The 12,664-nt window shown below is 74.4% G+C and carries 14 protein-coding genes; 10 read left to right on the forward strand and 4 right to left on the reverse strand.

From position 1 onward, the window contains the following. Positions 1 to 25: 25 nt before the first annotated feature. The 6 genes from ZF1_RS09635 (at position 26) to ZF1_RS09660 (ending at position 3,628) form a co-directional block, all read left to right on the forward strand. On the forward strand, positions 26 to 784 hold the full coding sequence (locus ZF1_RS09635) for an SDR family oxidoreductase (protein ID WP_482637027.1): 759 nt from the start codon (positions 26 to 28) through the stop codon (positions 782 to 784). A gap of 44 nt (positions 785 to 828) precedes the next feature. Further along, positions 829 to 1,035 (forward strand): tautomerase family protein, encoded by a 207-nt coding sequence (locus ZF1_RS09640; RefSeq protein WP_346105245.1) that lies wholly within the window; start codon positions 829 to 831, stop codon positions 1,033 to 1,035. A 103-nt stretch (positions 1,036 to 1,138) separates the two neighbouring features. After that, the gene (locus ZF1_RS09645) at positions 1,139 to 2,395 is read left to right on the forward strand and encodes an alpha-hydroxy-acid oxidizing protein (RefSeq protein WP_405418297.1); all 1,257 of its coding nucleotides are present in this window, start codon (positions 1,139 to 1,141) and stop codon (positions 2,393 to 2,395) included. Positions 2,396 to 2,456: 61 nt separating this feature from the next. Next, on the forward strand, positions 2,457 to 2,864 hold the full coding sequence (locus ZF1_RS09650) for a DoxX family protein (protein ID WP_482637028.1): 408 nt from the start codon (positions 2,457 to 2,459) through the stop codon (positions 2,862 to 2,864). A 42-nt stretch (positions 2,865 to 2,906) separates the two neighbouring features. After that, on the forward strand, positions 2,907 to 3,278 hold the full coding sequence (locus ZF1_RS09655; protein ID WP_482637029.1) for a hypothetical protein: 372 nt from the start codon (positions 2,907 to 2,909) through the stop codon (positions 3,276 to 3,278). Positions 3,279 to 3,424: 146 nt separating this feature from the next. Beyond that, entirely contained in the window at positions 3,425 to 3,628 is a 204-nt protein-coding gene (locus tag ZF1_RS09660) for a cold-shock protein (protein WP_020624259.1), read from the forward strand. A gap of 67 nt (positions 3,629 to 3,695) precedes the next feature. On the opposite strand, the gene ZF1_RS09665 is transcribed toward ZF1_RS09660, so the two are convergent. The 3 genes from ZF1_RS09665 to ZF1_RS09675 all read right to left on the reverse strand — a co-directional run bounded on the left by ZF1_RS09665 (position 3,696) and on the right by ZF1_RS09675 (position 6,395). Continuing rightward, complete coding sequence (locus ZF1_RS09665; RefSeq protein ID WP_482637030.1) at positions 3,696 to 4,343, reverse strand: TetR/AcrR family transcriptional regulator; 648 nt, start codon at positions 4,341 to 4,343, stop codon at positions 3,696 to 3,698. Between the two features lie 160 nt (positions 4,344 to 4,503). Beyond that, complete coding sequence (locus ZF1_RS09670; RefSeq protein WP_482637031.1) at positions 4,504 to 6,117, reverse strand: alpha/beta hydrolase; 1,614 nt, start codon at positions 6,115 to 6,117, stop codon at positions 4,504 to 4,506. Further along, the gene (locus ZF1_RS09675; RefSeq protein WP_482637032.1) at positions 6,114 to 6,395 is read right to left on the reverse strand and encodes a hypothetical protein; all 282 of its coding nucleotides are present in this window, start codon (positions 6,393 to 6,395) and stop codon (positions 6,114 to 6,116) included. Before ZF1_RS09675 ends, ZF1_RS09670 begins: the two co-directional genes overlap by 4 nt. Positions 6,396 to 6,675: 280 nt before the next feature. On the opposite strand from ZF1_RS09675, the gene ZF1_RS09680 reads away from it, so the two are divergent. Then, positions 6,676 to 7,140 (forward strand): SRPBCC family protein, encoded by a 465-nt coding sequence (locus ZF1_RS09680; protein WP_073574048.1) that lies wholly within the window; start codon positions 6,676 to 6,678, stop codon positions 7,138 to 7,140. Positions 7,141 to 7,149: 9 nt separating this feature from the next. Here ZF1_RS09680 and ZF1_RS09685 read toward each other — a convergent pair whose 3' ends face one another. Continuing rightward, on the reverse strand, positions 7,150 to 7,911 hold the full coding sequence (locus tag ZF1_RS09685) for an IclR family transcriptional regulator (RefSeq protein ID WP_174525552.1): 762 nt from the start codon (positions 7,909 to 7,911) through the stop codon (positions 7,150 to 7,152). Between the two features lie 126 nt (positions 7,912 to 8,037). Here ZF1_RS09685 and ZF1_RS09690 point away from each other — a divergent pair, with 126 nt between their 5' ends. Genes ZF1_RS09690 through ZF1_RS09700 form a run of 3 tightly spaced genes read left to right on the forward strand, consistent with a single transcriptional unit; the run spans position 8,038 to position 12,662 of the window. After that, on the forward strand, positions 8,038 to 9,507 hold the full coding sequence (locus tag ZF1_RS09690; RefSeq protein WP_482637033.1) for an aldehyde dehydrogenase family protein: 1,470 nt from the start codon (positions 8,038 to 8,040) through the stop codon (positions 9,505 to 9,507). A gap of 42 nt (positions 9,508 to 9,549) precedes the next feature. Further along, complete coding sequence (locus ZF1_RS09695; RefSeq protein WP_482637034.1) at positions 9,550 to 11,106, forward strand: APC family permease; 1,557 nt, start codon at positions 9,550 to 9,552, stop codon at positions 11,104 to 11,106. Then, positions 11,103 to 12,662 (forward strand): GMC family oxidoreductase, encoded by a 1,560-nt coding sequence (locus ZF1_RS09700; RefSeq protein ID WP_482637035.1) that lies wholly within the window; start codon positions 11,103 to 11,105, stop codon positions 12,660 to 12,662. The genes ZF1_RS09695 and ZF1_RS09700 overlap by 4 nt, the downstream gene beginning before the upstream one ends. Positions 12,663 to 12,664 lie beyond the last annotated feature (2 nt).

A 12,664-nucleotide genomic window follows, 5' to 3' on the forward strand; every position in this document is an offset into this window, starting at 1 on the left:
TCCGCCGCGCGGCGACGGTGGGGACATGCAGATCACCGGACGCACCGTCTTCATCCCCGGCTCGACGAGCGGCATCGGACTCGCCCTGGCCCTGGCGCTGCACGAGCGCGGCAACACCGTGGTCCTCGGCGGCCGGCGGCGCGACCTGCTCGACGAGCTCGTCGCCGCCCGCCCCGGCCTCGACGCCGTCGAGATCGACACGGCCGACCCGGCGAGCGTCACGACGGCCGTCGCCGAGGTCCTCGACCGGCACCCCGACCTCGACGTGCTCGTCGCGATGGCCGGGATCATGCGGGTCGAGGACTGGCACGGCCCCGAGGGCTTCCTCGCCTCGGCCGAGCAGGTCGTCACCACCAACCTGCTCGGCCCGATCCGGCTGATCGGCGCGCTCGTGGAGCACCTGCGGGGACGGCCGGTCGCGTCGGTGGTCACCGTGTCGTCCGGTCTGGCCTTCGTACCGCTCGCCGCGACGCCCAGCTACAACGCCACCAAGGCCGCGGTGCACATGCTCACCGAGTCGCTGCGCCTGCAGCTCGCCGACACCACCGTCGAGCTCGTCGAGATCGTGCCGCCGTCCGTGGCGACCGAGCTGCTCCCCGGCCAGCGGGACAGCCCGATCGCGATGCCGCTCGACGACTTCGTCGCCGAGGTCCTCGCACTGCTCGAGGCCGGAGCGCCGGGCGGGGAGGTCCTCGTCGAGCGGGTGCTTCCGCTGCGCCGCGCCGAGGCCCGCGGCGAGTACGCCGACGTCGTCGCCCGGCTCAACGCCGCCGACCCGCACTGACCACCACACCGCACCCGACCGTGCACCCGGAACAGGAGACACCCGTGCCTTTCGCCAACCTCAAGGTCCCCGCGGGCCTGCTCGACGCCGACGCCAAGCGCGAGCTCGTCGAGCAGGTCACCGACCTCTACGCCGCCGTCTTCGGCGACGAGGTCCGCGCCAACACCATGGTCCTCGTCGACGAGGTCGCCGACGGCGGCTGGGGCATCCGCGGGCAGGTCCTGACCCTCGCCGACCTGCGGGGACGGTGACCGTCCGGCCCGCCGCCCACCCCGGACGCGGCCCGGTCCCGCGTCCGTCCGGGGTGGGCGGCCCGGCCCGTAGGCTGACCGCGCGACGACGGGGGAGGGCGCCATGACGGCACCGGGCCGGGCTCGGCAGGAACGGATCTACCGCGAGGGCGTCGCCGGCGCCCGGCCCCGGGTCCCGACCGGTCCCGACGAGCTGGAGCGCCGCGGGCGGCGGGCCATGAGCCGGCGCGCCGACGCCTACGTCACCGGCGGCGCGGGCGCCGAGACCACGATGCGCGCCAACCGGGCGGCGTTCGCGCGCCGGGAGATCGTGCCGCGGGTGCTGCGCGACGTCGGCGAGCGCGACCTGACCGTCGAGCTGTTCGGTCGCACGCTGCCCGCCCCGCTGCTCCTCGCCCCGATCGGCGCGCTGGACCTGGTCCGGCGCGGCGCCGACCTCGCCGTCGCCCGCGGGGCCGCGGCCGCCGGGGTCCCGATGGTGATCTCCAACCAGGCAGGGACGCCGATGGAGGACATCGCCGCGGTCGGCGGCCCCACCTGGTTCCAGCTGTACTGGTCCACCTCCGACGAGCTCGTCGACAGCTTCCTGCGCCGCGCCGAGGCCTCTGGCTGCGACGCCGTCGTCGTCACCCTCGACACGACGATGCTCGGCTGGCGCCCCCGCGACCTCGACCTGGGCCACCTGCCCTTCGCCCGCGGCATCGGGATCGCCCAGTACACCTCCGACCCGGTGTTCCGCGGCCTGGTGGAACAGACCCTCGCCGCGCCGTCCACCGGTGCGCCGCCGAAGGTCACCCCGCAGGCCGTGCGCACCCTGCTCGAGATCACCCGCAACGCCCCCGGACGGTTCCGGGACAACCTGCGCTCGCCCGTCCCGCGGGCGGCCGTGGAGACCTTCCTGCGGGTCTACTCGCGACCGCGGCTGTCCTGGGAGGACCTGGCGACCCTGCGCTCGCGGACCCGGCTGCCGATCCTGCTCAAGGGGGTCCTGCACCCCGACGACGCCCGCCGCGCCGCCGACGCCGGTGTGGACGGTGTCGTCGTGTCCAACCACGGGGGCCGCCAGATCGACCACGCGGTCGCCTCGCTGGACGCGCTGCCCGGTGTCGTCGACGCCGTCGGTGACGCGCTGCCGGTGCTGCTCGACTCCGGGGTGCGCACCGGCGCCGACGTCGCGACCGCGGTCCGGCTCGGCGCCCGCGCCGTGCTGCTGGGGCGCCCGTTCGTGCACGGGCTCGCCCTGGACGGGGCCCGTGGCGTCGCGCAGGTGCTGCAGAACGTCGTCGCCGAGCTCGACCTGGTCTGCGGGCTGGCGGGGGCCACCACCCCGGCCGGGATCGAGCTGCGCGAGCGTCCCTGACGGGTCACCCGGCGGTGCGGTCCGGCGCGCCCGGCCGCCCGGGCCGTGGCACCGTCGGATCATGACGCGCACGACGGCCACCCGTACCCGCCAGGACGTCGCCCGCCTCGCGCTCGGCGCGATGTTGGTGTTCGCCGGGACCTCGCACCTCACCGTCGCCCGCCGCGAGTTCCGCGCCCAGGTCCCGCCGTGGGTCCCGATGGACACCGACGACGTCGTGCTGCTCTCCGGGGCCGCCGAGATCGCGCTCGGCGCCGCGCTGGCCGGCCTCCCGAGGGAGCGCCGCCGGGTCGGCGGCCTGGCCGCGGCGTTCTTCACCGCGATCTTCCCGGGCAACGTCTCGCAGTACCGCAACCGCGTCGACGGGTTCGGCCTCGACACCGACACGAAGCGCGCCGCGCGGCTGGCCGGGCAGCCGCTGCTGGTGGCGTGGGCGCTCTACGCGGGAGGGCTGATCCCGCGCCGGTGAGCCGGTGCCGGTCCGCCGCCGGCCGATTGTCATGATCACCGGATGGACGCGATGGTGCGGATCGGGCTCGTCGAGCTCGCGCTCGGCGCGATGCTGGGCTGGGCGGTGGTCGTGTCGGTGACCCGTCCCGACGCGTGTCGGCGGGTCGGGATCGTGGAACCACGCCGGCTGCTGCAGGCGCACCTCGACTTCGTGCTGATGGGGCTGATCCTGGTCGCCGTCGGGCTGGCCGCGCCGGACCTGCCGGGGTGGCTCGTGGCCGTGCTGGTGTTCGGGACGTGGGTCAACCCGGCGCTGTTCCTGCCGATGGCCTGGGGACCGGACGTCGTCCGGCACCCGGTGTTCCGGGTCGTCAGCGGACTGTCCTTCGTCGCGACCAGCGGCGGGCTGGTGCTGGCCGCGATCCTCGGCTGAGCGCGCCGGGGCCCCGGAGAAACGGGCGAACGGGACGCCCGGCGCGACGCGCCGGTACCCGATCGCACGTCGCCTGTAGCACGGCGGGGTCCGGTACGGCTAATGTCCACCCCGTAGGAACCGGCAAGACGCGAGGAGACATCCGGATGCCACAGGGAACCGTCAAGTGGTTCAACGCGGAGAAGGGGTACGGGTTCATCACGCCGGACGGAGGCGGGCAGGACCTGTTCGTCCACTTCAGCGCGATCCAGTCCTCCGGATACCGCAGCCTCGACGAGGGGCAGACCGTGACCTTCGAGGTCACCCAGGGTCAGAAGGGTCCGCAGGCGGACCAGGTCGTTCCCACCTGACCGCCTGATCCGACGCCGACGCCCGGGGTGCTCACGCGAAGCACCCCGGGCGTCGTCGTGTCGGGGGTCAGGACGCCAGGCGGGTCTCCAGCCCGGCGACGACCAGCTCGACGCGGCTCAGCGTCCAGCTGCGCGGCGGGTCGTCGATCCGGTCCCGGAACACCGACCGGATCTGGGCGTCGAACGGCTCGGCCGACTCCAGCACCTGGTCACGCCGGCGCGCGTCCCCGATGCCGGAGGAGTTGGCCGCCAGCCACGGCTGCATTCCCATCTGGATGGCGGTCGAGGCGCCCAGCGCCGCGTCCTCGGCGGTGAAGCCCGCCTCCAGCAGCCGGTCGGTCAGTCGCCGGAACGCCGACATCATCGCGTCGGGGGACTCCGGCAGCCGCACCATCGCGGGGGCGAGGCCCGGGTGCTCGGCCATCACGTCGAACGTCGCCGCCGCGAACGCCAGCATCTGCTCCTGCCACCGGCCCTCGTCGGTCGCGGGGAAGACGTCGTCGGTCACCACGTCGTCCACGAGCGCGGCGACGAGCGCCTCCAGGCTGGGGAAGTGGCGGTAGAACGTGGAGTACTTCACGCCGACCCGGGCGGTCACCGCGCCGACCGTCAGGTCGGAGAAGCCGAGCTCGCGCGCAGCGGCCAGCAGTGTCGCGCGGTCGGTCAGTGGCGGACGGCCGGTGCGCCGTGCCGGTCTGCTCTCGGTCTCGGTCACGCCCGCATGCTACTGCCCGTGCCCACGTCCGGGACAGGCTAGTCGCGGTTGGTCTGACGACTACCTGTGACCTGGCCCATCTCTCGTTCGTTGAGCGGTCGTTCGTTCGGCCGGACGGACGTGCGGTGGTCTCGCAAAGCGGATCGCCCATGACGGAGTGTCACGGCGGGACGGGCGCTCCGGCGACGATCCGGCCCAGGGTGCTCAGGCTCGGCGAGCCGGGGTCCCAGTAGCCGCCGTGCGCGGCGGCGAACGCGGACTCGTCGTTCGGGGTGGCCGGGTCGTCCGGGCGCGGGAGCGCCGACCCGGGGGCCGAGTCGAACACCCGTGCACCGAACCCCGGTGCCGCCGGGTCCGGGCCGTGCAGGAGCCCGGTCGGGGCGAGACCGCGCGAGGTCGCGAAGACCTCGACCCCGGGCACTCGACCGATCGGGTCGTGCCGCGCGGTCGTCGCCCAGACGTGCCCGGGTGCGGTGCCGAGCTCGGAGGCGTGCCCCGCGCCGGTCCCGGGGCTGCCGACGAACACGACGTCGTCGGCGGCGAGGCCGCCCCGGGCGGCGTTCCCGAGCACCGTCGAGCCGTAGGAGTGCCCGACGACGGTCAGGTGGACCGGTCCGGCGTGCCCGGCCCGCAGACCGTCCTGGAAGGACCGCAGGTCCCCGGCGGCGGCGCGGGCGGCAGCGGGGTCCGCAGCCGCGAGCAGGTCCGGGGGAGCGTCGTAGCCGGTCCACAGGACCGCGGCGACGGCACCGTCCGGTGCGGCCGCCCGGGCGGCCGCGCGGGTCGCCTCGACCCGTGCCAGGTCGCCGGGCACCGTGCCCCAGCCCGCGGTCGTCCCGGGGACGTGGGTGAGCACGTGCGCGGCGCGATCCGGGTCGCCGACGGCGAGCACGAGCCGCCCGCCCGTGTCCCCGCGCTCCAGGCGGAGCAGGTACGCGTCGCCGGCGTCCAGGCGTCGGCGGATGGTCTCCAGTCCGGCCGAGGCCCGCCGGGCGCGGTCCGCGCCCGCGGTGTCCCCGGCCCGGTCCAGCAGCGCCGCCCGGGCCCGCAGCCGGGAGAGCTCGGCGTCGAGCAGGACCCGGTTCGCCCGGTCCCGGTCGGCGACCGGCACGCCGTCCAGCCCGCCGACGAGCCCGGACCGGGTGTGCAGCAGCTGCTCCCGGTCGGCCCCGGGCAGCCCGGTCCACCAGGACCGCACGGCGCCGGCGTCCGCACCGGCGGGCGGCGCCGCGGCGGGCGCGACCGGGCGGGACACCGCCGCGGGGGCGGGGCGGAGCGCGTCGAGCGCTGCGGCCGTGGCGTGGTCGGACCGGGTGGCGGCGCCGACGGCGTCGGCCACCGCGGCGGACAGGCGGACCAGGTCCGCCCCGAAGCGGGCGACCAACGCGGGCAGCCGCCACACACCCGGCGGGTGCGCGGCGAGGCCGGCGCACAGTGTGCCGCGCTCGAGGTCGACGACGAACTGCGGGTGCACCGCCAGCGCGGCGACGACGAGCCGGCGCTGGGCGTCGAGTACCTCACCGGCGTGGGTGCCCAGCACCTGCGCGGCGCGGGACGCGGTGCCCGCGTCGGCACGCAGCCTGCGCACCTGCTCGGCGCGGGCGAGCGCGGCCGCGTCGGCGTCGGCGCCGCTCCACGACTCCGGTGCGGAGTGTTCCAGCTCGGCCGCGCGGTCGGACAGGGCCCGGGACACCCCGTCCCAGGTGCCGGCGCGGCGCAGCCACGCGCCGGGGTCGGCGGCCACGAGGTCGCCCAGCGCGGGCCCGGCGCTCACGAGGCGCGTCCGGTGAACGCCACCGCCGCGTCGTCGTCGGCGGCGCGCCAGGCCGCGGCGGCCGCGCGCAGGGCCGACGCCGTCGACGCGGTGTACCCCGCGTGCTCCCGGACGGCCCGCACCATCGCGTCCTCCCAGGCCGCGGCGGCCGCCCCGGCCGCGAAGCCGGGCACCGGCACGGCGGGGCCGACGAGCGCCGCGTCCCCGGTGAGGGCCTCGGCGACGCGGTCGAGCGCCGTGGCGGCGGCGTCGAGCGCGTCCGGGTCGGAGCGCGCCACCCCGCCCGTTGACGGGTGCGGTCCGGGGCGGGCCCGGCCGCTCGTCCACGGCGCTACCGCTGGGTCTCGGTCGTGCACCGCGGCACCTCCGTCGTCGGTGGCGGGCCCGCCCGGCCCGCCCGCGTCGGGGGGAGTGTGCGTGCCGCGCGCCCCCGGCACGGGCGTTCCGGGGAAACCGGCACGGGGCTCTCGATCATGACCGGTCGTCGTGAGACCATCTGCGCCGGTCGGGAGCAGCGGGCCGGGCCCCGAGCGGCGCCCGGCCGGGGAGAGGAGCGTCGTGGTCGGCGTCCAGCGGGTGATGACGGTGTCCACCCCTGCCGAGACGGTGCTCGGTTACCTGGCCGACCACGGGCACAGCGAGATCTGGGACCCCACCGTGCGCTCCAGCACCCGCTCCGACGGCGGCGGCCCGGTCGCGGTCGGCGCCGCCTGGCACACGGTGTCGGTGTGGGGCGGACGGGAGAGCGAGCTCGACCACACGCTGCGGGAGCTGACGGCCGGTCGGGTCGTGTTCGTCGGGGAGAACCCGACGGTCACCGCGACCGAGGAGATCGTCGTCGAGCCGGCCGAGGGCGGGGGGAGCGTCGTGAGCTTCCACGCCCGGGTGCGACTCAAGGGTCTGCTGAAGCTGGCGGCGCCGTTCCTGCGGCGCGAGTTCGAGCGGCACGGCGACGAGCTGGAGCGCACCCTGCCGCCGGTGCTGGAACGCCTGCAGGGGCCCGCGCCGGCCCCGCCGCCGTAGGCCCGCGGCTCAGCGGTCGCGCCAGAACCCCATGCGACGGCTGATCTCACGCCCCGCGGCGACGACCTCCGGGGTGATCCGCTCGATCCGCTCGGCGGAGAGCCGGTAGGCGGGCCCGGACACCGACAGGGCGGCCACCACCGCACCACCGTGGTCCAGCACCGGCGCGGCGACGGCGTTGAGGCCGGTCTCCAACTCCTCCAGCGACCACGCGTACCCGTGCCGGCGGACCCGGCGCAGCTCCTCGACGAGTGTGTCCCGGCCCTGCTCCGGCACAGTGTCCGGCATCGTCCCCGGGTCGTCGAGGACGACCGAGGCGAGGAGCACCTTGCCGCTGGAGGTGTTGTGCATCGGGGTGATCCGGCCGAGCCAGTTGAACGTGGTGACCATCGACGGGCCGCGGGCCTGGTCGACGTTGACCGCCCACCCGCGGTCGGGGATGGCGATGTTGACGGTCTCGCCGAGCCGCTCAGCGAGCGTCTCGCAGACCGGGTGGCCCTGGGTGGTGACCTCCAGGCGCTCGGCGACACGGCCGGCGAGCGGGATCAGCCCGAACCCGAGGCGGTACTTGCCGCGGTCGGCGATCTGCTCGACCAGTCCGCGCTCCTCCAGCGCCCCGAGCAGCCGGAACGCGGTCGACTTGTGGACGTCGAGCGAGGCGGCGAGCTCGCTGACCCCCGCCTCGCTGCGGTCGGCCAGCAGGGTCAGCAGGGTGATGGCCCGGTCGACCGACTGCACCCCGGGCTCCCGTCCGCGCACCGTGTTGCTCATCGCGCAACCCTAACCCCGGCAATCGGTACGTCGCCACGGGGGCGGCCGGAAAGCGTGACCGTCTCCCCGCGCAAGGACGCCGGCCCGGGTTTGCACATCGACCGGTTCCCGGTGAAAGCTCGCGCCGTGCCGAGCCTCTACATCGACGGAAGCTGGACCACCGGGTCCGCCGGGACCGCCCCGGTGGTCAACCCCTACGACGCCTCGACCGTCACCGAGGTCGACCAGGCAGGGCCCGACGACGTCGACCGTGCCGTCGCCGCCGCGCGCCGTGCCTTCGACGACGGGCCGTGGCGGCGGACCACGACCGGCGAGCGCGGTGCGCTCCTCGGGCGGATCGCCGACCTGCTGGTCCGCGACCGGGAGAGGATCGCCCGGCTGGAGACCCTCGACACGGGCAAGACGATCGCGGAGGGCCGCCAGGACGTCGACGACGTCACCGCCGTCTTCCGCTACTACGCGGGGCTCGCCGACAAGGACGCCGGGCGGATCGTCGACACCGGCAACCCGGCGGTGGTGTCGCGGATCGTGCACGAGCCGGTCGGCGTCTGCGCCCTGATCACGCCGTGGAACTACCCGCTGCTGCAGCTGTCCTGGAAGGTCGCCCCGGCGATCGCCGCGGGCAACACCATGGTGATCAAGCCCAGTGAGGTCACCCCGCTCACCTCGATCGTGCTGGTGGAGCTGTGCGAGGAGGTCGGGATCCCGGCCGGCGTGGTGAACATCGTGCTCGGCGACGGGCCGTCGGTCGGTGCCCCGCTGACCGAGCATCCGGACGTGGACATGGTCAGCTTCACCGGCGGCCTGTCGACCGGCCAGAAGATCATCCGTGCGTCGGCCGAGACGGTGAAGCGCACCGCCGTCGAGCTGGGCGGGAAGAACCCGAACATCGTCTTCGCCGACACCGACTTCGAGCTCGCCGTCGACTACGTGATGCTCGCGGTGTTCCTGCACTCCGGCCAGGTCTGCTCCGCGGGGGCCCGGCTGATCATCGAGGACTCGGTCGCCGACGCCGTCGTCGACGAGGTGGTGCGCCGCGCGCAGCTGATCCGGCTCGGCAACGGTCTCACCGACGGCGTCGAGGTCGGCCCGCTGGTCTCCGCCGCGCACCTGGCCAAGATCGAGGACTTCGTCGCGGCCGCCCGTGCCGAGGGCGCCACGATCCGCTGCGGCGGCGCCCGGCCGGACGACCCCGACCTGGCGAACGGCTACTTCTACCTGCCGACGGTCATCACCGACCTGGCGCCGGGATCGCGGCTGATCCGCGAGGAGACCTTCGGCCCGCTGCTGACCGTCGAGCGGTTCCACACCGAGGAGGAGGCCGTCCGCCTGGGCAACGACACCGAGTACGGGCTGGCCGGTGCGGTGTTCACCGCCGACATGGGCCGCGCCCACCGGGTCGCGTCCGCACTGCGCCACGGCACCGTCTGGATCAACGACTTCCACCCTTACTTCCCGGGCGCGGAGTGGGGCGGCATGGGCCGGTCCGGCAACGGCCGCGAGCTGGGACCGACCGGGCTGGCCGAGTACCAGGAGATCAAGCACGTGTGGACCAACACCGCTCCGCAGCCCCAGGGATGGTTCTCGGGCCGCTGAGGCCGCCATGATGACGCGACGCAACGGCCCAGGAGGTCCACGATGACCGTTCCCGAACCGACCCGGCGGGACCCGTCCCCGGACGCGGACGGCGACGGGGGAGGGCTCGCCGAGTTCGGCTACAGCCAGACCCTCGACCGCAGCATCGGCAAGTTCGCCAGCTTCGCGGCCGGGATCAGCTACATCTCGATCCTGACCGGCACGTTCCAGCTGTTCTACTTCGGCTTCGGCACCGGCGGCGCGGCCTACTGGTGGTCCTGGCCGATGGTGTTCGCCGGCCAGTTCATGGTCGCGCTGTCCTTCGCCGAGCTGGCCGGGCGCTACCCGGTCGCCGGGTCGGTCTACAACTGGTCCAAGCAGCTGGCCGGGCCGACGGTGTCCTGGCTGGCCGGCTGGATGATGTTCACCGCCTCGGTGGTGTCGCTGGCCGCGGTCGCACTGGCCGCGCAGCTGACGTTCCCGCAGATCTGGTCGGGCTTCCAGATCATCGGCGACGCCTCCGACGCGGGCGACGCCGCGGTCAACGGCGTGCTGCTCGGGGCGATCCTCATCGTGCTCACCACCGTGATCAACGCGGTCGGTGTCAAGCTGATGGCACGGATCAACTCCACCGGCGTGTTCATCGAGCTGATCGCCGCGGTCGTCATCGTCGTGGCCTTGCTGCTCAGCATCCGTAACCCCGTCTCGGTGCTGTTCGAGACCCCGGCCCCGGCCGCCGGCGGCGGTGGGTACTTCGGCACGTTCCTCGTCGCGGCGCTCGCCTCGGCCTACGTCATGTACGGCTTCGACACCGCCAGCTCGCTCGGCGAGGAGACGGTGGACCCGCGCCGGACGGCCCCGGCGGCGATCCTGCGCGCGGTGGTCGCCTCCTTCGTGCTCGGCGGGCTGATCCTGCTCGGCATCATCCTGGCCGCCCCCGACCTGGCCGACCCGCGCCTGGGCAGCAAGGACGGTGGCGGGCAGATGGTGCTGCTGGAGGTCGCCGGCGGCACGATCGGCCGGATCTTCCTGATCACCATCAGCATCGCGGTGATCGTCTGCCTGCTCGCGGTGCACACCGCCGCGATCCGGCTGATGTTCGCGATGGCCCGGGACAACGCGCTCCCCGCGGGCGCGGTGCTGGCCCGGATCGACCCGAAGCACAAGACGCCGGTCGTCCCGGCGATCGTCGTCGGTGTCGTCGCGGTCCTCATCCTGGTCGCCAACATCGGCGTGCCCGAGGTGTTCACCGCGGTCACCAGCGTGGCGATCATCATGATCTACATCGCGTACCTGCTGGTCACGGTGCCGATGCTGGTCCGGCGACTGCGCGGGCACTGGCCGGACGAGGGTCAGAAGGGGTACTTCTCGCTGGGACGCCTGGGCCTGCCGGTGAACGTGCTGGCGGTGCTGTGGGGCGCGTCGATGGCGATCAACCTGGCCTGGCCCCGTGAGGAGGTCTACGGCACCGGGTGGCTGCGGTTCGTCGCGTTCCTGTTCATCGGCGTCGTCGCGCTGGCCGGGCTGACGTGGTTCCGGCTGCGCGGCCGGCACGGGCTCGGCTGTCTGCCCGAGCACCGGGCGAAGGAGATCGAGCAGGGCATGGGGGAGACGGCATGACCGACCGGTTCGACTACGTCGTGGTGGGGGGCGGCTCGGCGGGCTGCGCGCTCGCGGCGCGGCTCTCCGAGGACCCCGCCGTGCGGGTACTGCTGCTGGAGGCGGGCCCGTCCGACGTCGGCGACCCGAACATCCTGCGGCTCACCGACTGGATGGCGCTGCTCGACTCCGGCTACGACTGGGACTACCCGGTCGAGCCGCAGGAGCGCGGCAACTCCCACATGCGCCACGCCCGCGCGAAGGTCCTCGGCGGCTGCGGCTCGCACAACTCCTGCATCGCCTTCTGGACCCCGCGCGAGGACCTCGACGAGTGGGCCGCGTCCGGCCTGACCGGCTGGTCCGCCGACGAGTGCTGGCCACTGATCCGGCGCCTGGAGACCAACGACGGCGACTGGGACGGCCACGGCCGCTCCGGCCCGGTCAACCTCATGCAGATCCCCGCGAAGGATCCCTGCGGCGACGCCGTGCTGGCCGCCGCCGCGCAGGTCGGTATGCCGACGGTGCGGTTCAACGAGGGCCACACCGTCACCGACGGCGCCGGGTACTTCCAGATCAACTCCTTCCCCGACGGCACCCGCGCCTCGGCCTCGGTGTCCTACCTGCACCCGATCCTGGACTCGCGCCCGAACCTGGAGGTGCGCACCGACTGCTGGGCCTCGCAGGTGCTGTTCGACGGCACCCGCGCCACCGGCGTCGAGTACCAGCGGGGGATCGGCCCCGGCCGTGAGACCGCGCACGCCGAGCGCGAGGTGATCCTCTCCGCGGGGGCGATCGACACCCCGAAGCTGCTGATGCTCTCGGGCATCGGCCCGGGGGAGCACCTGCGCGAGTTCGGCATCGAGGTCCGCTCGGACCTGCCCGGCGTCGGCTCGAACCTCGACGACCACGTCGAGGGCCTGGTCTTCTGGGACGCGGCGAAGCCGATGGTCACCGAGTCGACCCAGTGGTGGGAGATCGGGCTGTTCCACCGCACCGACCCGGCCCTGGACCGGCCGGACCTGATGATGCACTACGGCTCGGTGCCGTTCGACATGAACACGCTGCGCTGGGGCTACCCGACCACCGACAACGGGTTCTGCCTCACCCCGAACGTCACCCGCGGCCGGTCCCGGGGCACCGTGCGGCTGCGCACCCGCGACTTCCGCGACCGGGCCCGGGTCGATCCGCGCTACTTCACCGACCCCGAGGGCCACGACATGCGGGTGATGACCGAGGGCGTCCGGCTGGCCCGCCGCATCGCCGAGCAGCCGCAGCTGAAGGAGTGGATCGCCGCCGAGCTGGCACCCGGCCCGGACGCCGTGACCGACGACGAGCTCGCCGACTACATCACCAAGACCCACAACACCGTCTACCACCCGGCGTGCACCGCACGGATGGGCACCGACGACGACCCGGGCGCCGTCCTGGACCCGCAGCTGCGGGTCCGCGGGGTGCAGGGCCTGCGGGTCGCCGACGCGTCGGCGATGCCGTTCCTGCCGGCGATCAACCCGAACATCACCACGATGATGATCGGGGAGAAGTGCTCGGACCTGGTGCGGGCCGCGCACGCCGGCTGACC

It is taken from the genome of Pseudonocardia sp. ZF1, assembly GCF_056835605.1.

Bases quoted from the DNA above. Each gene is read 5' to 3' on its own strand.
- ZF1_RS09700 (WP_482637035.1), top strand. From the start codon at position 11,103: ATGACCGACCGGTTCGACTACGTCGTGGTGGGGGGCGGCTCGGCGGGC.
- ZF1_RS09695 (WP_482637034.1), top strand. From the start codon at position 9,550: ATGACCGTTCCCGAACCGACCCGGCGGGACCCGTCCCCGGACGCGGAC.
- ZF1_RS09650 (WP_482637028.1), top strand. From the start codon at position 2,457: ATGACGCGCACGACGGCCACCCGTACCCGCCAGGACGTCGCCCGCCTC.
- ZF1_RS09660 (WP_020624259.1), top strand. From the start codon at position 3,425: ATGCCACAGGGAACCGTCAAGTGGTTCAACGCGGAGAAGGGGTACGGG.
- ZF1_RS09685 (WP_174525552.1), bottom strand. From the start codon at position 7,911: ATGAGCAACACGGTGCGCGGACGGGAGCCCGGGGTGCAGTCGGTCGAC.
- ZF1_RS09655 (WP_482637029.1), top strand. From the start codon at position 2,907: ATGGACGCGATGGTGCGGATCGGGCTCGTCGAGCTCGCGCTCGGCGCG.
- ZF1_RS09645 (WP_405418297.1), top strand. From the start codon at position 1,139: ATGACGGCACCGGGCCGGGCTCGGCAGGAACGGATCTACCGCGAGGGC.
- ZF1_RS09635 (WP_482637027.1), top strand. From the start codon at position 26: ATGCAGATCACCGGACGCACCGTCTTCATCCCCGGCTCGACGAGCGGC.